This window comes from Kitasatospora sp. CM 4170, assembly GCF_032110285.1.
GTDB classification, from domain to species: domain Bacteria; phylum Actinomycetota; class Actinomycetes; order Streptomycetales; family Streptomycetaceae; genus Kitasatospora; species Kitasatospora aburaviensis.
Genome location: NZ_CP134877.1, coordinates 5,763,502 through 5,785,571 on the forward strand (window position 1 = coordinate 5,763,502; position 22,070 = coordinate 5,785,571).

15 protein-coding genes are annotated in these 22,070 nt (G+C 74.6%); 8 read left to right on the top strand and 7 right to left on the bottom strand.

Annotation, left to right across the window (positions count from 1 at the left end; translation table 11 throughout):
- Positions 1-14 precede the first annotated feature (14 nt).
- Positions 15-752 carry a response regulator transcription factor gene (locus tag RMN57_RS24700; RefSeq protein ID WP_238865320.1) on the bottom strand — a complete coding sequence of 246 codons (738 nt, stop codon included), beginning with the start codon at positions 750-752 and terminating at the stop codon, positions 15-17.
- 563 nt (positions 753-1,315) lie between these two features.
- Between RMN57_RS24700 and RMN57_RS24705 the strand changes: the two genes are divergently transcribed.
- The 4 genes from RMN57_RS24705 to RMN57_RS24720 all read left to right on the top strand — a co-directional run bounded on the left by RMN57_RS24705 (position 1,316) and on the right by RMN57_RS24720 (position 6,734).
- The gene (locus tag RMN57_RS24705; RefSeq protein ID WP_313765513.1) at positions 1,316-2,149 is read left to right on the top strand and encodes a rhomboid-like protein; all 834 of its coding nucleotides are present in this window, start codon (positions 1,316-1,318) and stop codon (positions 2,147-2,149) included.
- A 133-nt stretch (positions 2,150-2,282) separates the two neighbouring features.
- Entirely contained in the window at positions 2,283-4,679 is a 2,397-nt protein-coding gene (gene lon, locus RMN57_RS24710) for an endopeptidase La (RefSeq protein WP_313765514.1), read from the top strand.
- Positions 4,680-4,840: 161 nt separating this feature from the next.
- Complete coding sequence (locus RMN57_RS24715) at positions 4,841-5,374, top strand: GtrA family protein (RefSeq protein ID WP_313765515.1); 534 nt, start codon at positions 4,841-4,843, stop codon at positions 5,372-5,374.
- 145 nt (positions 5,375-5,519) lie between these two features.
- On the top strand, positions 5,520-6,734 hold the full coding sequence (locus tag RMN57_RS24720) for an ROK family transcriptional regulator (protein WP_313765516.1): 1,215 nt from the start codon (positions 5,520-5,522) through the stop codon (positions 6,732-6,734).
- 15 nt (positions 6,735-6,749) lie between these two features.
- Here RMN57_RS24720 and RMN57_RS24725 read toward each other — a convergent pair whose 3' ends face one another.
- Positions 6,750-7,811: an ABC transporter permease gene (locus tag RMN57_RS24725; protein WP_313765517.1), complete on the bottom strand. Its 1,062-nt coding sequence runs from the start codon at positions 7,809-7,811 to the stop codon at positions 6,750-6,752.
- Positions 7,812-8,049: 238 nt separating this feature from the next.
- Here RMN57_RS24725 and RMN57_RS24730 point away from each other — a divergent pair, with 238 nt between their 5' ends.
- Positions 8,050-9,600, top strand: coding sequence for an MDR family MFS transporter (locus RMN57_RS24730; RefSeq protein WP_313765518.1), 1,551 nt, complete (start codon positions 8,050-8,052; stop codon positions 9,598-9,600).
- 88 nt (positions 9,601-9,688) lie between these two features.
- Here RMN57_RS24730 and RMN57_RS24735 read toward each other — a convergent pair whose 3' ends face one another.
- Together RMN57_RS24735 and RMN57_RS24740 are read right to left on the bottom strand one after the other, a co-directional pair.
- The gene (locus RMN57_RS24735; RefSeq protein ID WP_313765519.1) at positions 9,689-9,946 is read right to left on the bottom strand and encodes a hypothetical protein; all 258 of its coding nucleotides are present in this window, start codon (positions 9,944-9,946) and stop codon (positions 9,689-9,691) included.
- A gap of 26 nt (positions 9,947-9,972) precedes the next feature.
- Positions 9,973-11,163, bottom strand: coding sequence for an inorganic phosphate transporter (locus RMN57_RS24740; RefSeq protein WP_313765520.1), 1,191 nt, complete (start codon positions 11,161-11,163; stop codon positions 9,973-9,975).
- 334 nt (positions 11,164-11,497) lie between these two features.
- Here RMN57_RS24740 and RMN57_RS24745 point away from each other — a divergent pair, with 334 nt between their 5' ends.
- Positions 11,498-13,174, top strand: coding sequence for an NlpC/P60 family protein (locus RMN57_RS24745; protein ID WP_313765521.1), 1,677 nt, complete (start codon positions 11,498-11,500; stop codon positions 13,172-13,174).
- A 67-nt stretch (positions 13,175-13,241) separates the two neighbouring features.
- Here the strand turns inward: RMN57_RS24745 and RMN57_RS24750 are convergent, their stop codons facing one another.
- A complete protein-coding gene (locus RMN57_RS24750; RefSeq protein ID WP_313765522.1) occupies positions 13,242-15,527 on the bottom strand; it encodes an FdhF/YdeP family oxidoreductase in 2,286 nt (761 codons plus the stop codon).
- A 175-nt stretch (positions 15,528-15,702) separates the two neighbouring features.
- Between RMN57_RS24750 and RMN57_RS24755 the strand changes: the two genes are divergently transcribed.
- Positions 15,703-17,655, top strand: coding sequence for a serine/threonine-protein kinase (locus RMN57_RS24755; RefSeq protein WP_313765523.1), 1,953 nt, complete (start codon positions 15,703-15,705; stop codon positions 17,653-17,655).
- Positions 17,656-17,735: 80 nt separating this feature from the next.
- Here RMN57_RS24755 and RMN57_RS24760 read toward each other — a convergent pair whose 3' ends face one another.
- Positions 17,736-19,649, bottom strand: a complete 1,914-nt coding sequence (locus RMN57_RS24760) for an FAD/NAD(P)-binding protein (RefSeq protein ID WP_313765524.1) — start codon at positions 19,647-19,649, stop codon at positions 17,736-17,738.
- Positions 19,646-20,722 (bottom strand): amino acid ABC transporter permease, encoded by a 1,077-nt coding sequence (locus RMN57_RS24765; protein ID WP_313765525.1) that lies wholly within the window; start codon positions 20,720-20,722, stop codon positions 19,646-19,648. The genes RMN57_RS24760 and RMN57_RS24765 overlap by 4 nt, the downstream gene beginning before the upstream one ends.
- 724 nt (positions 20,723-21,446) lie before the next feature.
- Between RMN57_RS24765 and RMN57_RS24770 the strand changes: the two genes are divergently transcribed.
- The gene (locus tag RMN57_RS24770; RefSeq protein ID WP_313765526.1) at positions 21,447-22,052 is read left to right on the top strand and encodes a GNAT family N-acetyltransferase; all 606 of its coding nucleotides are present in this window, start codon (positions 21,447-21,449) and stop codon (positions 22,050-22,052) included.
- Positions 22,053-22,070: the final 18 nt, after the last annotated feature.

Consider the following 22,070-nt stretch of genomic DNA (forward strand, 5'->3'; position numbering starts at 1 on the left):
GCCCGAGGCGCCGCTTAGGAGAGCGGAGCCTCCAGCGCGTACCCGACACCGTGGACGGTGCGGATCCAGCTGGCGCCGATCTTGCGGCGCAGCGCCTTGACGTGGCTGTCGACGGTGCGGGTGCCGGACGCGTCCGTCCAGTCCCAGACCTCGGCCAGCAGCTGCTCGCGGGTCAGCACGGCGCGCGGCTGCGCGGCCAGGCAGGCGAGCAGGTCGAACTCGGTCGGCGTCAGGTGGACGTCGCCCGAGGCCAGCCGGACCCGCCGCTGCACGTGGTCGATCTCCAGCTCGCCGAAGCGCAGGCTGCCGAGCGCGGGCGTGCGGGCCGCCTGCTGGGCGCGCTCGACGCGGCGCAGCAGCACGTTGACCCGGGCCGCCAGCTCCCGCATGGAGAACGGCTTGGTCATGTAGTCGTCCGCCCCGACGCCGAGGCCGACCAGCAGGTCCGTCTCGTCGTCGCGCGCGGTCAGCATCAGGACCGGCACCGGGCGCTGGGCCTGGATCCGGCGGCACACTTCCAGGCCGTCGAAGCCGGGCAGCATGATGTCGAGGACGACCAGGTCCGGCTGCCAGGTGTGGAAGCCGTCGACCGCGCCCGGCCCGTCGTGGGCCACGGCGACCTTGAAGCCCTCCGCACCCAGCCGGGCCGCGATCGACTCCGCGATCGTGGGCTCGTCCTCCACCACCAGCACTCTGCGCTGGCTGCTCACCGTGCCGCCGCTGTTGTGGTTGTCCTGCTGAATTTCTGTCACGGTCACGCCACCGCCCCCAGGGCTGCGGGCCGGCCACCTGTGGGGATGGCGGGGCTCCGCTCGTAGTCTTGTTCCGTCGTGGACTGTGCCGGGTCCGCCGTCCCGTACGAATGCGCGTGGATCGGTGGGCAGGTGTGGACTGCCCACGTCTCCCGCGCACTCCGCAGCGTACGGACAACGGGTGCCTCCCGGCAGGTGGACCGGATGTTTCCGGCCCGCGGGCCGGCTTGTCGGGCCGCCCTCGGACCCACTCGGAAGTGGGCACGGGCCGATACCTTACCCGGCGAATTTTCACTGCGTAACGGTATGTATGCAGTCCAGTTGACGCCGAGCCGCCGGTCAGAGCCGCTACTCGTGCGTAAACAGAGGGATGGTCCGGACCAAATGCCGGGGTTCCGGCCGCCGGCGGTCCGCCGATCTTCACGGGGAACTCCCAGCGGACTCCCAGGACCCGGACGTAACGTGGCCACGACAAAGATCGGGGGGCGGGATTTCCGGCGTTCGCCGGTACGTTGGGCACCGGACGGGGAGCCGAGGGCTGCGGGGTCTGGAGCGGAGGCGGCATGGCGGGGCTGCGGATCGGCGCCGAGCGGAGCGGACCGCGCCGAGGGCCCGGTGCGGTCGCCGGTTCCGGGCCGCCGTACGGGATGCTGCGGCTCGGGCTCCGGTCGACACTGCTCGGCTGGCTGCTGGCCCGGGTGCCGACCCCCCGGCGCAACCCCTTCGCGCTCGGGTACGTCGCCGTGGTCGGCGCCACCACCACCTTCGCCATGCTCGCCGACCCGGACCTGGTGCTCCGCCTGCAGGAGGCGTCCAGCTCGGACGGGGACAACCTGGTGCACCACCCGCTGCGCGCGCTGCTGCTCAGCGGCTTCTGGGTGGCCGGGACGGTCTGGATGCCGTACCTCTGGGCCTTCGCCTTCACCGTCGCGCCACTGGAGCGCCGGGTCGGCGCGGCGCGGGCGGCGGCGGTGTTCGGGATCGGCCACATCACCGCGACGGTGCTCTCCCAGGGCGTGGTGATCGCCGCCGTGTTGGCGGGGCGGCTGGACGCCGCCGAGCTCGACCGCCTCGACATCGGTGTCAGCTACGGCGTGCTCACCAGCCTCGCCGCCCTGGCCGGACTGCTCCGGCCGCGCGGCCGGCTGCTCGCGCTGGCCGGCGCCGCGCTGCTGCTCGCCGAGCAGTACGCCACCGACCGGGACCTGGTGACCGGGATCGGCCACCCGGCCGCGCTGCTGGTCGGGGTGGCGCTCTGGCGCTGGCTGCGCCGCGTCCCCGACCGGCGTGCGCACCGCCCCGGGGAGGCCGCCCAGGCTCCGGCGCCGGCGGCCGCCCCCACCGCGTCGGGCGCGCCCTCGGCGTCCGGCGGGGCCGCGGTGCTCGACCGGATGTGACCCTCCGCAGGTGCTTTTGACGGGCCCTCCGGCGCCCTTCCCTGTTCGCTCACGGCGAACGCGGGGTGGGGAACATCCGGGGCTCGCCAAACCTTAGTCAGGTCAGCTCAAGTTCACTGACTGGGGAGAGATCATGGCATCGACGTCCACACCGCTCACCCTGCCCGTGCTGCCGCTCGACGACGAGGTCGTGCTCCCGGGCATGGTCGTCCCGCTGGACCTGAAGGACACCGAGGTGCGTGCCGCGGTGGAGGCCGCGCGCGCCGCGGCCACCGGCACCGGCAAGCCCCAGGTCCTGCTGGTCCCGCGGGTGGACGGCTCGTACGCGGCGGCCGGCACCCTCGCCACGGTCGAACAGGTCGGCCGGCTGGCCGACGGCGACCCGGCCGCGCTGGTCCGCGCCGTGCGCCGGGTCCGGATCGGCGTCGGCACCACCGGGCCCGGCGCGGCCCTCTGGGTGGAGACCACGCCCTTCCGGGAGTCCTCGGTCGGCACCCCGGTGGCCGGGCGCGCCGCCGAGCTGGTGAAGGAGTACAAGGCGCTCTCCACCCAGTGGCTGCGCCGGCGCGGCGCCTGGCAGATCGTCGACCGGGTGGCCCAGATCGAGGGCGTCGGCGAGCTGGCCGACAACATCGGCTACGCGCCCTTCGTCACCGCCGAGCAGAAGCTCAAGGTGCTGCTGGAGGCCGACCAGGTGGCCCGGCTGGAGTACGCGCTCACACTGCTGCGCGACCACCTCGCCGAGGAGGAGGTCAACGACACCATCCGCAAGGACGTCGAGGAGGGCGTGGCCAAGCAGCAGAAGGAGTTCCTGCTCCGCCGGCAGCTGGAGGCCGTCCGCAAGGAGCTGGCCGAGCTGAACGGCGACCCGGCCGACGAGGAGGGCGACTACCGCGCCCGGGTCGAGGCCGCGGACCTGCCGGAGAAGGTCCGCGAGGCCGCGCTCAAGGAGGTCGACAAGCTGGAGCGGGCCTCCGACCAGTCGCCGGAGGGCTCCTGGATCCGCACCTGGCTGGACACCGTCCTGGAGCTGCCCTGGAACGAGCGCACCGAGGACGCCTACGACATCGCCGGTGCCCGCGCTGTGCTGGACGCCGACCACTCCGGCCTGGCCGACGTGAAGGACCGGATCGTCGAGTACCTGGCGGTCCGCAAGCGCCGGGCCGACCAGGGCCTCGGGCTGGTCGGCGGGCGCCGCGGCGGCGCGGTGCTCGCGCTGGTCGGCCCGCCCGGCGTCGGCAAGACCTCGCTCGGCGAGTCGGTGGCCCGCGCCATGGGCCGCAACTTCGTCCGGGTGGCGCTCGGCGGCGTCCGGGACGAGGCCGAGATCCGCGGCCACCGGCGCACCTACGTCGGCGCGCTGCCCGGCCGCCTGGTGCGCGCCGTCAAGGAGGCCGGCTCGATGAACCCGGTGGTCCTGCTGGACGAGATCGACAAGGTCGGCTCCGACTACCGCGGAGACCCGGCGGCCGCCCTGCTGGAGGTGCTGGACCCGGCGCAGAACCACACCTTCCGGGACCACTACCTGGAGGTCGAGCTGGACCTCTCCGACGTCGTCTTCCTCGCCACCGCCAACGTGCTGGAGGCCATCCCCGAGCCGCTGCTCGACCGGATGGAGCTGGTCCGGCTGGACGGCTACACCGAGGACGAGAAGGTCGTCATCGCCCGTGACCACCTGCTCCCGCGCCAGCTGGAGAAGGCCGGCCTGAAGACCGGCGAGGTCGCGGTCGACGAGGAGGCGCTGCGCCGGCTGGCCGGCGAGTACACCCGCGAGGCCGGCGTGCGGAACCTCGAACGCTCGATCGCCCGGGTGCTGCGCAAGATCGCCGCGCAGAGCGAGCTGGGCGAGCGCGAGCTGCCCGCCGCGATCGGCGCCGAGGACCTGCGCGCCCTGATCGGCCGGCCGCACCACGTCCCCGAGTCGGCCCAGGAGCCGGCCGAGCGGCGCACCGCCGTCCCCGGCGTGGCCACCGGCCTCGCGGTGACCGGCGCCGGCGGCGACGTCCTCTACATCGAGGCCTCGCTCGCCGACGCCGAGACCGGCGGCACCGGGCTCACCCTGACCGGGCAGCTGGGCGACGTGATGAAGGAGTCGGCGCACATCGCGCTCTCCTTCCTGCGCTCGCGCGGCGCCGAGCTCGAACTGCCGGTCACCTCGCTGCGGGACCGCGGCGTGCACCTGCACGTCCCCGCCGGGGCCGTCCCCAAGGACGGGCCGAGCGCCGGCATCACCATGACCACCGCGCTGGCCTCGCTGCTCTCCGGCCGCAAGGTGCGCACCGACGTGGCGATGACCGGTGAGGTGTCGCTGACCGGGCGGGTACTGCCGATCGGCGGGGTGAAGCAGAAGCTGCTCGCCGCCGACCGGGCCGGTGTCACCACGGTGATCATCCCCAAGCGGAACGAGGCCGACCTGGACGACGTCCCGGCCGAGGTGCTGGAGCGGCTCACCGTCCACCCGGTCTCGGACGTGCGGGAGGTGCTCAGCCTGGCCCTGGAGCCGGCCGAGGTGCTGGTCGCCGCCGCCTGAGGACGGTTCACCCGAAGGGGTGCGGAGAACCCGGCGCGGTTCCCCGCACCCCTTCGGGGTCGGTACGGCGCCCCCGGCCCGCCCCGCCCGGGTGACGGCGCCGGTCCCCGGCGGCCCGCCGCCGAGTAGCGGGCGGCGGCGGGCGTGGCCACACTGCGAAGATGCCGTCCCCCACGCAGCGGGCCCTGGCCAGGGTGCCGGCCGGGCTGCGCCCGTTCCTGGTCAGGCACCGCCGGCTGGTGAAGTTCCTGATGGTCGGCGGCCTCTGCTTCACGCTGACCACGGTGCTCGACTTCACCCTGAAGTTCACCGTGCTGGAGCGGAAGCCGGTGGTCGCGCTCACCGTCGCGACCGTCGCCGGCACCGCGGTCTCCTACGTGCTGAACCGCCAGTGGTCCTTCCGGGCGACCGGGCGGCGGCGCGAGGCGCTGCTGTTCGTGCTGGTCAGCGTGGTGGCGATCGCCGTCAACGACCTGCCGCTGATCGCCTCGCGGTACCTGCTGGAAATGCGCGAGCCGCAGGTGACGGCCCTCACCCAGGAGGTGGCCGACTTCCTCAGCGGGATGGTGGTGGGCACCTTCATCGCCATGCTGTTCCGCTTCTGGGCGATGCAGCGCTGGGTCTTCACCCGGACCGCCGAACCGGCCGCCGAACCGGCCGCCGCTCCGGCCGAGCAGCCGCAGTGGATCCGCTGACCCGGACTGCGGAGCGGGAGGTCGGACCGGCCGACTTCCCGCTCCGGCCCCACCGGGAGCGGGCGCCCGAACGCGGTTACGCTGCAAACGACCGGCCCGACGGCCGGGGAGCGGCAGCCGAGCGCGGCGAGCGGGGTGAAGGGCGATGCGCGACACGGACGGCCTCCGGGCCGGTCCCGCCAGCCAGCAGGGCATGCGCCGGTCCAACCTGGCGCTGGTGCTCGGTGTGATCGCCCGCGCCCCGCGCTCCCGGGCCGAGGTGGCCGCCGAGACCGGGCTGACCAGGGCGGCCGTCTCCTCGCTGGCCGAGGAGCTGATCGCCGCCGGCCTGCTGGTCGAGGAGGGCCCGGCCGCGCCCAGCGGCAAGGTCGGCCGGCCGGGCACCGCGCTCGGGCTCAACCCCGAGGGGCCGGGCGGCCTCGGCGCCGAGATCGGCGTGGAGCACCTCGGCGCCTGCGTGGTCGACCTGCGCGGCGAGGTCCGCGCCTGGCGCCGCCAGGAGATCCGCAACCGGGACCGGCGGCCGGCCGCCGTCATGGCCGACCTCGCCGAGCTGCTGCGCCGGGCCACCGCCGAGGCGCGGCTACGCCCGGCCGGGCTGGCGCTGGCCGTCCCCGGACTGGTCGGCGACGGCGGCGGGGTGCTGCAGCGGGCCGCCAACCTGGGCTGGCGGGACGTGTCGCTCGCCGCGGAGCTGCGGCTCGCCCTGCGGGCCGCGGGCGCGGAGACGCTGGCGGAGCTGGCGGTGGAGGCCGACAACGAGGCCAACCTCGGCGGGCTCGCCGAGCTCTGGCTGGGCGGCGGGCCGGACCACTTCCTGCACGTCTCGGCGGAGGCCGGGGTGGGCGGGGCGATCGTGGTCGGCGGCCGGCTCCTGCGCGGGGCCCGCGGCTACGCGGGCGAGCTGGGCCACGTGCCGGTCCACCCGGACGGGCCGCCCTGCGCCTGCGGGGCGCGCGGCTGCCTGGAGCAGTACGCGGGGGAGGCCGCGGTGCTGCGGGCGGCCGGGCTGGAGGGGATCCGCGGCGACTGGGTGGCGATGCTGGCGGAGCGGGCCGAGGCCGGCGACGAGGAGGTGCGCGCGGCGCTGGCCGGCGCCGGTGAGGCGCTGGGCACCGCCGCGGCCGGGGCGGTCAACCTGCTCGACCCGGCCGAGGTGGTGCTGGGCGGCGGCTACGCCCAGCTGGCGCCCTGGCTGCTGCCGGCGATGCGGGCCGAGCTGGCGGCCCGGGTGACCGTCCGCCCCTGGTCGGGCGAGCGGCTGAGGGTCTCCCGGCTGGGCCGCCGCGGCCCCCTGCTGGGAGCCGCGGTCGGCGTGGTCCGGGCGATCGTCGCCGACCCGGGCCGGTTGGAGGGGTGACCCGGGTTCGGGCGGTCAGGCGGTCTCCGGCCGGTTCTCCAGCAGCTCGCGGCTGCGGCGCGGAGGGCGGCGGAGGACGGCGGCGAAGGTGATGCCGACGCCCACCAGCGCCCAGACCACCAGCACCGCGAGCGGCTGGGCGAGCTCGGTGGCGTCGAAGTAGACGATCGAGCGGGCGGCGTTGGTCCCGGCGCCGTTCGGGATCCAGGCGCCGATCGCCCGCCAGAACGCCGGCATCATCGGCGGCGGGAAGACCCCGCCCGCGCTCGGGTTGCCGAGCACCACGAAGACCAGCACCGCGATGCCGATCCCGATGATGTCGAACAGGCACTGCAGCGCCATGGTGAACGCGCCGACCGCGAAGACCACCAGGGCTCCGACGCCGACCAGGCCCCAGAACCCGCCGGACAGCGCGCCCAGCACCGGTCCGACGATGACCGCGCCGCCGATGCCGGCCGCGATGGAGTACAGCGCCAGGGTGCCGAGCCGGATCAGCGCGCGGTGGACGTTGGCGGGCTTGGCGCCCGCGCTGACGCCGAGGATCGAGGCGACCAGGTAGCCGCCGACGCACCAGCCGATCACCAGGTAGAAGGAGGACAGGCCGTTGGTGTCGGACCGGGGCAGCGGCACCACGTCCTGGGTCTTCACCGTCCGGCCCTGGCTCCTCTCCAGGCCGGTGACGACGGCCTCGGCGGCCTTGGCGGCGGACGGGCCGCGGGCGCCGCCGACCAGCAGGGTGTCCTCGGTGCCGGCCGGGTTCACGACCAGCGCGGCGTAGATCTTCTGGTCCTTGATCCGCGCGGTGGCGGTCTCCGCGTCCGGCGCGGTCACCGCCTTCACGGCCTCGTCCGGCACCGACTCCAGTGCCGCGACCAGCTTGGGGGAGACCTGCGGCGGGGCGACCACCGCGATCGACAGCTCGTGCGGCCTGGGCTCGTGGAGCGCGCCGACGTACGAGGTGATGAAGCCGAGCTGGAGCAGGAGTACGGCGATCACCAGCAGCGCGGCGCGCGGAGTGACCGCTCCCTTCAGTTCGGCGAGGAGACCCTGCCTCGGTACCTGCCCGGCGGCGGTCATCAGACGACTCCTTGTCCATGGGTCCGGAGGGGAAGAGCAAATACTTCATACCATGAAATAGTTTCGCCGCCCGGTGCACCCCTCCGCCCCCGGGGTCCGGCGGCGCCGGTGCCGGACTCTGTCCGGGCTCGAAGAAGGTTGCCTAAGCCAACCATTAATCCTATGGTTGTGTAAGGCAACTGTTTACCCCTGCCGTCCGGCGTTCCCGCCTCCGCCCGCACCCCGCCGAAGGACCCCGATGACGACCACCGTCCGAGCCGCGGCCGGAGCCGCCGCCACCGACGACCGACCCATGACCCACCGGCAGGTGATGGAGGCGCTCTCCGGCCTGCTGCTCGGCCTCTTCGTGGCCGTCCTCTCCTCCACCGTCGTCTCGAACGCGCTGCCCCGGATCCTCACCGACCTGCACGGCGGCCAGTCCGCCTACACCTGGGTGATCACCGCGACGCTGCTCACCCTCACCGCCTCCACCCCGATCTGGGGCAAGCTCGCCGACCTCGCCAGCAAGAAGCTGCTGCTGCAGATCGCGCTGGTCATCTACATCGCCTCCTCCGCACTGGCCGGCCTCTCGCAGAACACGGGCCAGCTGATCGCCTGCCGCGCCCTGCAGGGCATCGGCGCCGGCGGGGTGACGGCGCTGGCCCAGATCTGCCTGGCGGCGATGGTCCCGCCGCGCGAGCGCGGCCGGTACGGCGGGTACTTCGGCGCCGTCTTCGCCCTGGCCACCATCGGCGGGCCGCTGATCGGCGGCGTCATCGTGGACACCTCCTGGCTGGGCTGGCGCTGGTGCTTCTACGTCGGCATCCCGTTCGCGCTGGCCGCGATCGCGGTGCTGCAGCGCACCCTGGAGCTGCCGGTGGTCAGGCGCCGGGTGCGGATCGACCACCTGGGCGCCCTGGTCATCACCGGCGCGGTGAGCCTGCTGATGATCTGGATCACGCTGGCCGGCAAGGACTACGCCTGGCTCTCCTGGCAGAGCGCGGCCATGGTCGGCGGCGGCCTGGCGCTGGGCGCCCTCGCCGTGGCGGTGGAGCGGCGCGCCGCCGAGCCGATCGTCCCGCCGCACCTGTTCCGCCACCGCACCGTCACGCTGGCCGCGATCGCCAGTGTCCTGGTCGGCGTCGGGATGTACGGCGCGACGACCTTCCTCAGCCAGTACTTCCAGCTCGCCCGGGAGAAGTCCCCGACGATCGCCGGCCTGATGACCCTGCCGATGATCCTCGGCCTGGCCGTCGCCTCCACCGTGGCCGGCAGGCTGATCACCAAGTACGGCCGCTGGAAGGCCTTCCTGGTGGCCGGCACGCTGCTGCTCGCGGTCGGCTTCGCCCTGCTCGGCACGGCCCGGGCGGACACCCCCTACGGGATGCTCGCCGTCTCCATGGCGGTCACCGGGACCGGCCTCGGCCTGACCATGCAGAACCTCGTCCTCGCGGTGCAGAACACCGTGCCGCGCGGCGAGCTCGGCGCGGCCAGCTCGGTGGTCACCTTCTTCCGCACCATGGGCGGTGCGATGGGCGTCTCCGCGCTCGGCGCGCTGATGAACGACCGGGTCGGCCACTACCTCGCAGAGAACCTGGCGGCCGCGCACCTGCCGGCCGGCGGCGGTGCGGCCGGCGGCGGCATCCCGGACCTGCACCGGCTCCCGGCCCAGGTCGTCCCGCTGGTGACCGACGCCTTCGGGCACGGGGTGGGCGTGGTCTTCCTGGTCGCGGCGCCGTTCGCGCTGCTGGCCTTCGTGACGGTGCTCTTCATCCGCGAGACCGCGCTGCGCACCTCCCGGCAGGACTGACCGCGGGCCGGGGCCGGACACGCCGAAGGGGCCGGGGCCGGCAGTACTCGTCGGAGTACTGCCGGCCCCGGCCCCTTCGGCGTCGTGCTCAGTGGCCGGCGATCAGCGACAGCCCGTAGAGGACGGCCGCCCCGCAGACCGCGAAGCAGGCGTACGCGCCGGCCAGGGCCAGCTTGCCGGAGCCCCCGGCCGGAGCCGCGGCGCCGGCGGCCGAGCGCCGGGCGGACAGCGCGGCCTCGCGGCGGGAGAGCGCCAGGATGCCCAGCGCGAAGACGGCGACCACGGCGACGGTGATGCCGAAGCTGAATCCGGCGGTCTGCGCCAGGGCGTTCCACTTGATGTGCATGGTGTGTGCTCCTCGGCCGGCGGCGCTCAGGCCGCGACCGTGGTCGAGGCGGTGGTGGGGACGGCGGCCGGGCCTGCCGCGACGGGGGTGACGGCGTCGGCCGGGGCGGCCTCGGAGACCTCGTTGACGTTGTCCGCGCCGACCGGCTGGCGGCGGGAGAGGACCCACATCGCACCGGAGCCGGCCACCAGGGCGACGCCGACCACGGCCACGCCCCAGTTGCCCTGCTCGGCGACGAAGGCCGCGGCGCCGGACACCGTGGCGGCGGCGGGCAGGGTCAGACCCCAGGTGTAGACCATGCGGCGGACCAGGCTCCAGCGCAGCTTGCCGTTCGGGCCGCCGAGGCCGGCGCCCATGATGCCGCCGGAGCAGACCTGGGTGGTGGAGAGGCCGAAGCCCATGTGCGAGGAGGTCAGGATGACGGTCGCGGCGGCCGACTCGGAGGCGAAGCCCTGCGGCGCCTTGATGTCCGCCAGGCCCTTGCCCATCGAGCGGATGATCCGCCAGCCGCCCATGTAGGTGCCGATCGCGATCGCGGCACCGGCCGAGACGATCACCCAGGTGGGGGGCAGCGCGCCCTTCGGCAGGGCGCCGACCGAGACCAGGGTCAGGGTGATGATGCCCATCGTCTTCTGGGCGTCGTTGGTGCCGTGGGCCAGCGAGATCAGCGAGGAGGAGAACACCTGGCCGGTCTTGAAGCCCTTGGTGACGGTCTCGCCGTTGCTCTTGCGGGTGATCGCGTAGGCCAGCTTGGTGGCGCCCCAGGAGGCCAGGCCCGCGACCAGCGGGGAGGCGATCGCCGGGATGAGGATCTTGGTGACCACGGTGTCGAAGTTGACACCGTTGACGCCGACGCCGACCACGGTGGCGCCGATCAGGCCGCCGTAGAGCGCGTGCGAGGAACTGGACGGCAGGCCCCTCAGCCAGGTGAGGAGGTTCCACAGGATCGCGCCGACCAGGGCGGCGAAGATGATCTCCGGGTGGATGCCGGTCTTCTCGTTGACGATGCCGCCGGAGATGGTGGTGGCGACCTTCACGGACAGGAACGCGCCCGCGAAGTTGAGGACGGCCGCGATGGTGACCGCGACCTTCGGCCGAAGGGCTCCCGTCGCGATGGAGGTGGCCATCGCGTTGGCGGTGTCGTGGAACCCGTTGGTGAAGTCGAAGGCGAGCGCCGTGATGATCACAACGGCTACCAGGAACGAGATGTGTTCCATACCCAAACAATCGTCGTAGTTGTCGCACTGACGTTGGTGTCGCTCGCGACGGTAGGGAGGCTCGGTGAACGGAAGGTGAACTGAGCCGGGATTTACGGTTCCGCCAGTGTCTGTAGGGTGTCTGACAGCTTGACGGAACATGTCCGCAACTGCGCTGAGCTGGACATTAGCGGAGATCGTCCCGGTTCGTACAAGTTTGCTGAGAGCTGCCTCACACCGGAGTGGAGATTTCACCGACCCGCCCTGGTGCGGTCTGTTTCCGGCGGGTAACCCATGGCAGGATCAGCGGGGATTCCGGGGACCCCGGAGCGGACAGGTCGGGGAGGACACACCCATGGGCGGGGCTGCCAAGCACACGGAATCGGCCGGAACGAGACCGTGGGTGCGGGCCGCGCTGCGCTGCGGGGCCCTGCTCGCCGCCGCCGCGCTCGCGCTGCCGATCGGAACCCAGGCCGCGTACGCCGCGCCCGACCCCGGCACTCCGGGCGTCACCGCCCCGACCGTCGCCCCCGGTGCCGACCCGCTCGCCGACGCCAAGGCCACCCTCGGCCCGATGCTCGACAGGCTGCACGAGCTCTACACGAGCGCCGAGGCCGCCACCGAGCAGTACAACGCCGCCGTCACCAAGGTGGCCGAGCAGCAGGCCGCGGCCGCCGACCTCAAGGACCGGCTGGATCGCCAGCAGAAGCAGGTGGACGCCGGCACCGACGTCGCCGCCCAGCTCGCCGCCGCCCAGTACCGCAACGGCGCCGCCTCCGCCTACGCCGAGCTGCTGCTCTCCAAGGACCCGTACGAGGCGGTCACCATCGCCGAACTGCTCGCCGCCGCCAGCCGCTCGCAGTCCGAGTTCCTGGACCGGCTCAAGAGCGACCGGGACGCGCTGACCGAGCTGCGGCGCAAGAACGACGAGGCGCTCAAGGCCTCGCAGGCGCTGGTCGCCGAACAGGACACCGCCAAGGCCAAGGTCGCCACCGACCTCGCCGCCCTCGAACAGCTGGTCTCCTCGCTCACCGGCGCGCAGCGCACCGAGCTGGAGAAGCTGGAGAAGGCGAAGGCCGACGAGGCCCAGCTGGCCTTCCTCGCCACCGGCGTGCTCGGCAAGGGCGAGCGGACGCCGTCGCTGGCCGGCCGCGGCGCCGTCGCCTACGCGCTGGCGCAGCTGGGCAAGCCGTACGTGTGGGGCGGCGCCGGGCCGGACGTGTTCGACTGCTCCGGCCTCACCTCGCAGGCCTGGCTGCACGCCGGCAAGCCGATCCCGCGGACCAGCCAGGAGCAGTGGGCCCAGCTGCAGCACGTGCCGCTGAACCAGCTGCGCCCCGGCGACCTGGTCGTCTACTACGAGGGCGCCACCCACGTCGGGCTGTACATCGGCGGCGGGCTGATCGTCCAGGCGCCCCGGCCGGGTGCGGTGATCAAGGTGTCGCCGATCGGCTCGATGCCGATCCTGGGCGCCGTCCGGCCCGACCCGGAGACCGCGTCGGACGAGGCGGGCGGCGCCTGGAAGGTGCCGGACCTCCCGGCCGGCTGGGACTCCGTCACCCCGATCGCGCCGGTGCCGGCCGCCCAGCTGCCGGCCGTCCCGAACCAGCCGGCGCCCGCGCCCGGCACGCCGACCGACCCCGGCACCCCCGCCCCGGGGACGCCCACGCCGACCACCCCGGCTCCGGGCACCGGCACGCCGACCGACCCGGGGACGCCGTCCGGCACGCCCACCGGGACGCCGACGACCACGCCCACCGGCACCCCGACCGGGACGCCCACCGGCACCCCGACCACCACGCCCACCGGGACGCCGACGACCACGCCGACCGGTACCCCGACCGGGACGCCCACCGGCACCCCGACCGGCACCGGCTCGCCCAGCGGCACCGGTTCGCCGAGCGGGACGGGCGCGCCCTCGACCGGCTCGCCGAGCGCGACCACCACGGCCGGCGGCACCGGCTCGGCCCCGGCGTCCGCCCCGGCCTCGGGGAGCGCCCCGGCGACGCCGCTGCCGTCCACGCAGAACTGACCCGCCGAACGCCCGAGGGGCCGGCGGACCCGTCACGGGTCCGCCGGCCCCTCGGCGTTACGACGGCTCAGCGCGCGCCGCTGTCCGGCTCGAAGCGGATGACCACGGCCTTGGAGGTCGGGGTGTTGCTGATGTCGGCGGTGGAGTCCAGCGGCACCAGCACGTTGGTCTCGGGGTAGTACGCCGCCGCGCCGCCGCGGGCGACCGGGTAGTGCACCACCTTGAAGTGCGGGGCCCGGCGCTCCACGCCGTCCTTCCACTCGCCCACCAGGTCGACGTACGCGCCCTCGGCCAGGCCGAGCTCGGCGGCGTCGGCGGGGTTGACCAGCACCACCCGGCGGCCGCCGGTGATGCCGCGGTAGCGGTCGTCCAGGCCGTAGATCGTGGTGTTGTACTGGTCGTGCGAGCGGAGCGTCTGCAGCAGCAGCCGGCCGGCCGGCACCTCGGGCGCGGTCAGCGGGTTGACCGTGAAGTTCGCCTTGCCGGTCGCGGTCGGGAAGGTCCGGGAGTCGCGCGGCCCGTGCGGCAGCGTGAAGCCGCCGGGGCGGCGGACCTTCTCGTTGAAGTCCGCGAAGCCGGGCACCACGCGGGCGATCCGGTCCCGCAGGGTGTCGTAGTCGGCGGCGAAGTCCTCCCACGGCACGTCGTCCTGCGGGCCGAGCGCGGCGCGGGCCAGCCGGCAGACGATCGCGACCTCGGAGAGCAGCCCCGGGGCCGGCGGGCGCAGGCCGCCGCGCGAGGAGTGCACCTGGCCCATCGAGTCCTCGACGGAGACGAACTGGGCGCCCCTGGCGGTGACGTCCCGGTCGGTGCGGCCGAGGGTGGGCAGGATCAGCGCCCGCGCACCGGTCACCACGTGCGAGCGGTTGAGCTTGGTGGAGACGTGCACGGTGAGCCGGCAGCGGCGCATCGCGGCCTCGGTGACCTCGGTGTCCGGGGTGGCCGCGACGAAGTTGCCGCCCATCGCGAAGAACACCTTGACCCGGCCGTCGCGCATCCCGCGGATGGTGTCGACCGAGTCGAGGCCGTGGGCGCGCGGCGGCTCGAAGCCGAACTCGTCGGCCAGCGCGTCCAGGAAGGCCTTCGACGGGCGCTCGAAGATGCCCATCGTCCGGTCGCCCTGCACGTTGCTGTGCCCGCGCACCGGGCAGACGCCGGCCCCCGGGCGGCCCACGTTGCCCCGCAGCAGCAGGAAGTTGACCACCTCGCGGATGGTCGGCACGGCGTGCTTGTGCTGGGTGAGGCCCATCGCCCAGCAGACGATGATCCTGCGGGAGCCGAGCACCAGCCGGGCCAGCTCCTCGATCTGCTCCCAGGGCAGGCCGGTGGCGGCGAGCACCTCGTCACGGCCGGTGGTGCGGGCCTCGGCGGCGAACTCCTCGAAGCCGTGGCAGTGCTCCTCGACGAACGCCCGGTCGACGCCGCCGTCGGCGTCCAGGATCAGCTGGTTCAGCGCGCGGAACAGGGAGAGGTCGCCGCCGAGGCGGATCTGCAGGAAGAGGTCGGTCAGCTTGGTGCCGTGGCCGACCAGGCCGCGGGCGTGCTGCGGGTTCTTGAACCGCTCCAGGCCGGCCTCGGGCAGCGGGTTGACGCTGACGACGGTGGCACCGGCGCGCTTGGCCCGCTCCAGGGCGGAGAGCATCCGCGGGTGGTTGGTGCCCGGGTTCTGGCCGGCCACGATGATCAGGTCGGCCTGGTAGAGGTCCTTGAGCGAGACGCTGCCCTTGCCGATGCCGAGCGTCTCGGTGAGCGCCGAGCCGGACGACTCGTGGCACATGTTGGAGCAGTCGGGCAGGTTGTTGGTGCCCAGCCGGCGGGCGAACAGCTGGTAGGCGAAGGCGGCCTCGTTGCTGGTCCGGCCGGAGGTGTAGAAGGCGGCGCCGTCCGGGGTGTCCAGCGCCCGCAGCTCCTCGGCGATCAGCGCGAAGGCGTCGTCCCAGGAGATCGGCGCGTAGTGGGTGGCCCCCTCGTCCAGCAGCATCGGCTGGGTGAGCCGGCCCTGCTGGCCGAGCCAGTAGCCGGAGCGCCCGGCCAGCTCGGCCACCGAGTGCGCGGCGAAGAACTCGGCGCGGATCCGGCGCTCGGTGGCCTCCTCGGCCACGGCCTTGGCGCCGTTCTCGCAGAACTCCGCGGTGTGCGTCTTGTCCGGCTCCGGCCAGGCGCAGCCCGGGCAGTCGAAGCCGTTCGGCTGGTTCACCTTGAGAAGGGTGGCCAGGGTGCGGCGCGGGCCCATCTGCTCGGCGGCCATCCGCAGGCTGTGGCCGACCGCGGGCAGCCCGGCCGCCGCGTGCTGGGGCGCCGACACCTCGGGGGCGTCCTGCGCCGGGTCGCTCTGCGGGGCCTGCTTGGCCATGACTGCGCTCCTCGACTGCCGGGTCGGCCCACCGCGTCGTTGCGGGGGCCTCGGTCCCGCGCTGCGGGGACTCGGCCCCATCCTCGCACCTGGACGGCGGTGCCGGGAGGCCCGCCGATCCCGGCGGCGGGCGTCGATAGAGTGTGAGCGCTTGCGAGAGGCGGGGGTGGGACGGGTGAGGGTCGGCGACGTGCTCGACGGCCGGTACGAGCTGGTCGAGCGGCTCGGCCAGGGCGGCTTCGGCGTGGTCTGGCGGGCCTTCGACACCCGGATGCGGCGCCAGGTGGCCGTCAAGGTCATCGGCCACCACGGCGAGGACCAGCAGAAGGCGGCGCTCCGTTTCGTCCGGGAGGCCTGCGCGGCCGGGAACCTCTCGCACCCGCACATCGTCACCGTTCACGACCTCGGCGAGGGCGAGCTCGCCGGCCGGCAGGTCACGTTCCTGGTGATGGAGCTGCTCACCGGCCGCACCCTGACCGCGGTGCTCCGGGCCGGCCTGCCCGACCCGGTGCGGAGCCTGACCTGGGGGCGGCAGATCTGCGACGCGCTGGCCGCCGCCCACGACGCCGGGATGGTGCACCGGGACATCAAGCCCGACAACATCATGGTCACCGGGGCCGGAGTGGTGAAGGTGCTGGACTTCGGCATCGCCCAGCTGGACACCGGGGCCGGCGGGCTGACCACCACCGGGACGGTGATCGGCAGCCCGGCGTACATGGCGCCCGAGCGCTGGACCGGCGGTCGGGTGGACGGCCGGGCCGACCTCTACGCCTTCGGCTGCGTCCTGGTCGAGCTCTGCACCGGGGCCCGGCCCTTCGCCGGGGACTCGACGCCGGTGCTGATGTACCAGCACCTCAACGAGCCGCCGCCGGCGCTGGACCCGGCGCAGTTCGGGCTGCCCGCGGAGGTGGCCGGGCTGGTCGCCGAGCTGCTGGCCAAGGACCCGGCGGACCGGCCGGCCGACGCCCGGGCGGTGGAGCGGCGGCTCGCCGTACTGGCGGAGCGGTACGCGGCGCAGGCGCCGGAGGCGGGGCCGGCCGGGCCGGTGCCGACCGCCACCGTGCTGGACCGGCCGGGGCCGGCGGTGGCGCCCCCGGTGGTCCCGCCGCCCGCCGAGCCGCCGGTGGCGGTGCCGATGCCGGCGCCGGTGCCGCTCCCGCCGCAGTCGGGGCCGTCCGTGCCTGCCGTGCCGTCGTCCGTGCCTGCCGCGCCGTCGTCCGTGCCGTCGTCCGTGCCCGTTCCGCCGGCGGGCCCGCCGGCGCCGGCCGCCCCGCCCCCGGCCGGGCCGGTGCTCCCGCCGCTGACCACCCCGCCGGTCACCGCACCGCCCGCGGCGGCCGACGCCGTCCGCGCGGCACTGCGCGAGCGCCGGAGCGCGGCCTTCCGGGCGGCGACGGCCGGCGAGTCCGCCGCGGCGCTGCAGTCGGTGGCCCAGGACGCCGTCCTCGCACTCGGCGCCACCGACCGCGACACCCTGGCCACCTGGCGGGACTTCACCTGGTACCTGAGCCGGGCCGGCGACCTCGACGGTGCGATCCGGCTGCTCACCGCCGTGGTCGAGGACATGCGGCTGGCCCTCGGCCCGGCCGATCCGGACACCCTGAGCGCCCGCTACCACCTGACCTGGTGCATCGGCGAGAGCGGCGAGACGGTCACGGCGGTCCGCCAGCTCACCCAGCTGCTGCCCGACCTGCACGCCGTCTGGGGCGGCCACGACGCCCGGGTGCTCAAGGCACGGCACGACCTGGCGGTGTACGCGGCCAACCGCGGCGACCTCGACGGCGCCGTGCTGCAACTGCGCACGCTGCTGCCCGACCTCGCCCGCTCGCTCGGCGAGCAGCACCCGACCACCGTCCAGGCCTGGCACGACCTGGCCGGCTACCAGCAGCGGCTCGCCCAGCCGGCCCGGCGCTCCCGGACGGTGCGCCGGGCGCGGATCGGCCGGGAGGAGGCCGTGGTCCTGGTCCGGCGCCTGCTGGCCTGGGACTTCGCCTCGGACCAGGAGGCCAACGCCTGCCTGAACGCGCTGGAGCGCGGCACCGGGATCAAGGGCGTCGGGGACTGGATCCTGTCCGCGCCCGACCACGTGACCGCCGAGGACCTGGTGGAGGAGCTGCTCAACCCCTGAGCCCCGGCCGGGCGCCCAGGACAGGTCCGGGCCCCGGCTGGGGCCCGGAACCCCCGGCCGGGTGCCGGCCGGCCGCGGGCTCAGCGGCCGGCCAGGGCCGCCGGGGTGCCGGCCAGGGCGCGCAGCAGCGCCCGGGCGGCCGCGTCGTTCTGGCGGAACCCGGGGGCGTCGGTGCGCGGACGGGCGAAGGCGGCCGCGGACCGGTGGGTGGTGTGCGGGCCGAGGGCGGTGCGCCGCGGGTGCGCCCCGCCGTCCAGCGCCGGATCCAGCACCCGGCTGTCGCCCGGGCGGACGGTGACCAGCCCGGAGCGGTGGGTGTGCTCCGCGTCGGCGACCACCTCTTCCACGATCCGGCCGGCGCCGTGCAGGTCGCGCAGCAGCGGGTCGCCGGTGCGGGTGAGGTCGTGCCTGGGCAGGTACGCCTCGACCAGTGCGGTGGCGGTCACGGTGTGCCCGGGCACGGTGCTGCCGGAGGCCCGCCAGGTGCCGGTGGACTCGTCCCGTTCGACCCGGACGCCGGCGCCGAGGAAGCGCACCACCCCGGCCTCGGAGAGCGCGAGCAGCTGGCGCAGCCGGAAGCCGGGCGGCCCGGAGGCGAGGTAGCTGAAGAAGCCGAAGAACCACTCGTCCACCTCCTCGCCGACGGATCGCGCGGTGAGCCGGCCGGAGGAGAGGACGCGCGGCAGCTCGACGAAGAGCGAGAGGACGGCGAGGAAGGCTCCGAGGTCGGCACTGTGCGCGGGGTCGGCGCGGCGGTCGGCGTCGGCGGCGATGTACCGGCGCAGGTGGTGCTGGAGCTCGTCGGCGGAGCCGAGTTCGAGGCCGGCGAGCGGATGGTCGAGCCGCTCGAAGTCCAGCCGGTCGGCCGGGTCGGGGACGGCCCGGTCGATCAGCCCGGCGAGTTCGGGGGAGTACCAGTCGTACGCGTCGTAGCCCGCCAGGAACTCCGCCCAGGGCAGTGCGGTCCGCTCCGGATGGCCGTGGAAGAGCTCGTGGTAGTGCCCGAAGCCGATCTCCTTGGCCATCAACGGCCAGAAGTCGCGGCGCAGTTCGAGCGGTCCGGGCCGCTCCAGCACGGCGTCGACGGCGGCCGCGTCGAAGTACCGGGGGAGCGGGGCGCGGGGGCCCTGCAGGGCGTAGCCGGTCTTGGAGTGGTACGGCACCCCGCGCCGGGAGCCGACGTGGATCACCGGTTCGCGGCCGGACGCACGGTACACCGGGCCCGTGGGCGTCTCCTCGAACCGGCCGCCGCGGCCCTCGGTGAGCAGCGCGACGAGGTCGACGAAGGCGAGGCCGAACCCGCGCAGCACGGTGTGCTCGCCGGGGGCGATGCCGTCGAGGTCGGCGTCGGCGGAGAAGGCGGGCGGCAGGTGGAAGCGGCCGTGCCGGGCGGCGAACCCGGCGTCGGCGGCGTACCGGGGGTGCGGGGCGGAGTCCAGGTGGCCGAGGGTGAGGGCGACGTGGTCGGCGGTGAGCACCCGGTCGCCGAGGTGGACCAGCTGCGGTCCGTCGGCCGGCCCTTCGATCCGCCGGGCGGTGTCGCGGTGCACGGTGACGGTGACGTGCGGCGGCAGGTCGGCGACGGCGCGGCGGAACACCCAGTCCAGGTAGGCGCTCTGGGCCCGGCGGGTCGGGAAGTCGGTGGGCGCGAGGGCGCGCAGCTCCGCCCGGATCGCCGGGTCGGCCGTCTCCCGGTAGGGCTCGAACTCCTCGGGCCGGGCGGCCCATTCGGCCATCGAGGGGCCGGGACGGACCGGTCCGTCGATGGCCGAGCGTTCGTCGGTGAACATCGTGACGTCCTCGGCCATCGAGTTCATCCGCAGCAGGGCGGACTGGTCGCGGCGCCAGATCCGGCCCGCGCCGGGCGGGTACGGGTCGACCACGTGGATCTCCAACGGCCGGTCGGAGGGGAGGAGTTCGGCGGCGTTGGCGGCGATCCGCTCCAGCAGGCCGGTCCCGCGTGGGCCGGCTCCGACGATCACCAGCGTGCTCATGCCCGCACCTCGCGGGCCGGGGCCGCGTCGGCCGGGTCGGCCGGGTGGACCGCGTCGGCAGGTTGGACCGCGTCGGCCGCGTCGGCGGCGGCGCGCAGCCGGCGCAGGGCGGCCCGGGCGCGCTGCAGCGGGGTGGGCGGCAGTCCCTCGCGGGTGGCGCCCTTGGCGTAGTGCCGTTCGACGTAGTACTGGCCGATCGACAGCACGGTGGTGATCACGACGTACCAGATGGTGGCCACCATCAGCATCGGGATGACCTGGTAGGACTGCAGGTAGACCAGCTGCACCGAGTAGAGCAGGTCGGAGACGGCCAGCACGCTGATGATGCTGGTGCCCTTGAGCGCGCTGATCAGCATGTTGCCGGCGGTCGGCACGATGGTGCGCATCGCCTGCGGGACGACGATCCGGCGCAGCACCCGCCACCGGCCCAGCCCGAGCGCGGCGGCGGCCTCCAGCTGGCCCCGGTCGACGGAGAGGATGCCGCCGCGGACCACCTCGGCGGCGTACGCGGCCTCCAGCAGGGTCAGGCCGACCAGGGCGGTGAAGGTGGGGCCGAACAGGTTGACCGTCCGGACGGTCAGGAACTCGGGGCCGAAGGGGATGCCGAGGCCGAGGGTCGGGTAGAGCGCGCCGATGTTGAAGAAGAGCAGCAGCTGCACCAGGGCCGGGGTGGAGCGGAAGATCCAGATGTAGACCCAGCTGAGCGTGCGCAGCACCGGGTTGGTGGAGAGCCGCATCACGGCCAGCACGGTGCCCAGGGCGAAGCCGAGGGTCAGGGTGGCGGCGGTCAGCCAGAGGGTGAGGGTGAGGCCGTTCAGGACGGAGGGCGCGGTGAACCAGGCCGCCACCACGTCCCACTGGAAGGCCTCGTTGCGGATCACCGAGTTGAGCACCATCGCGAAGAGCAGCAGGGCGACGGCGGCGGAGACCCACTGGCCGGTGCGGCGGCGGCCGACGATCCTGGCCCCTGGGTCGGTGGCGGCGGCCGGGTCCGTGGCCGTGGCGGCGGGTGGTGGGCCGGGCTGCTTGCGGACGGGGGCCGGCGGGGGAAGGACGTCCTGCGGGGTGGCCATGAGGAGGGCTCCAGGGTGTGGCGCGGGTGCGGGGCGGGTGGTACGGAAGCGGTCACGTACGGGCCGTCACACCGGTCCGCGTCCCTCAACACGGCCGGCTTGCACTTGCACTCCGGCCCGATCGTACGCATCCGCGAACGGCGGCTGTCAAGGGTCGGCGGAGCGGGTCGCAGGGCGACAGATGATCGCAACAGAGCGGTAATGGACGGTGGTTGACGCCGCGCGGGCTTCACTGCTCAACTAAGGGCCATGTACGCCGAGCAGCTCCTGGTCACCCGCGACCACATCGACTTCGGTCGAGTGTGGTCCGCGGCGTGTCTCGGCTGACCCGGCAGCGGGCCGCCCAGCCGGCCCTGTCCTCCTCCGGAGGCCCCTCCCTCGGTGCCCCGTCGCGGGCCGGGAGAGCCGTCGTCGACTGACGGCTCGTCAGGCGCACGCTGCCGCCGCTCCTTTCAGCACCGCACTGCGCTCCGGCAGTCCACCGGCATCGCCGCCGTCACCGCCCCGGTCACCGTCACCGCTCGCTTCAGCTCCCCGTTCCCCGCTCGCTGTTCGCCGCTCGCCGCTCGCCGCTCGCCGCTCCGTCCAGCGCTCCGCTCACCGCTCCCGTCACCGCCACCGGCACGTACTGGTGGCGGCGCACCGCGCCCGGCCGTGCCACGGCCTCCTCCGCCCTGCCCGCGCGCAGTCCGCCGGAGCCGTCCGACCCGAAAGGTCCGCCACCATGCCCGTCGAATCCCCCGGAATCGCCGACACCGGCGAGGGCGCAGCCGCGAGACCCGCGCCCGGCGCCGGCCCGGTGGTGGAGGTCCGCCGGGTCGCGCTGGGCGACCGGCTGGTCGAGCCGCTGCTGCGCGAGCTCACCCACGAGTACGTCACCCGGTACGGGCCGCAGGCGCGCGAGGAGATGAGCCGGTACCCGGCGGAGGCCTTCGCCGAGCCGGCCGGCGGCCTGCTGCTGCTCCTGCTGGTGGACGGCGTCCCGGTGGCCGGCGGCGCGTACAAGCGGTACGACGAGCGGACAGCCGAGCTGAAACGGATGTGGACGCACTCGGCGCACCGCCGCCGCGGCCTGGCCGGCCGGGTGCTGGCCGAGCTCGAACGGGCGGCCGCCGCGGCCGGGTACACCCGGATCTACCTCACCACCGGCCCGCTCCAGCCCGAGGCCAAGGGCCTCTACCTGGCGCACGGCTACACCCCGCTGTTCGACGTGGACGCGGACCCCCTCGCCCCGCGCGGCCAGGGGGAGGACGGGCCGCCCGGCGGCCACCGCCCGCTGCCCTTCGAGAAGCACCTGCCGAGCGGCGCACCCGCCGCCCACCCGTCCTGATCCCCCCGCCCGTCCTGA

Coding starts and splice junctions, on each gene's coding strand:
- RMN57_RS24705 (WP_313765513.1), top strand. CDS start 1,316: ATGGCGGGGCTGCGGATCGGCGCCGAGCGGAGCGGACCGCGCCGAGGG.
- lon (WP_313765514.1), top strand. CDS start 2,283: ATGGCATCGACGTCCACACCGCTCACCCTGCCCGTGCTGCCGCTCGAC.
- RMN57_RS24715 (WP_313765515.1), top strand. CDS start 4,841: ATGCCGTCCCCCACGCAGCGGGCCCTGGCCAGGGTGCCGGCCGGGCTG.
- RMN57_RS24720 (WP_313765516.1), top strand. CDS start 5,520: ATGCGCGACACGGACGGCCTCCGGGCCGGTCCCGCCAGCCAGCAGGGC.
- RMN57_RS24725 (WP_313765517.1), bottom strand. CDS start 7,811: ATGACCGCCGCCGGGCAGGTACCGAGGCAGGGTCTCCTCGCCGAACTG.
- RMN57_RS24730 (WP_313765518.1), top strand. CDS start 8,050: ATGACGACCACCGTCCGAGCCGCGGCCGGAGCCGCCGCCACCGACGAC.
- RMN57_RS24735 (WP_313765519.1), bottom strand. CDS start 9,946: ATGCACATCAAGTGGAACGCCCTGGCGCAGACCGCCGGATTCAGCTTC.
- RMN57_RS24740 (WP_313765520.1), bottom strand. CDS start 11,163: ATGGAACACATCTCGTTCCTGGTAGCCGTTGTGATCATCACGGCGCTC.
- RMN57_RS24745 (WP_313765521.1), top strand. CDS start 11,498: ATGGGCGGGGCTGCCAAGCACACGGAATCGGCCGGAACGAGACCGTGG.
- RMN57_RS24750 (WP_313765522.1), bottom strand. CDS start 15,527: ATGGCCAAGCAGGCCCCGCAGAGCGACCCGGCGCAGGACGCCCCCGAG.
- RMN57_RS24760 (WP_313765524.1), bottom strand. CDS start 19,649: ATGAGCACGCTGGTGATCGTCGGAGCCGGCCCACGCGGGACCGGCCTG.
- RMN57_RS24765 (WP_313765525.1), bottom strand. CDS start 20,722: ATGGCCACCCCGCAGGACGTCCTTCCCCCGCCGGCCCCCGTCCGCAAG.
- RMN57_RS24770 (WP_313765526.1), top strand. CDS start 21,447: ATGCCCGTCGAATCCCCCGGAATCGCCGACACCGGCGAGGGCGCAGCC.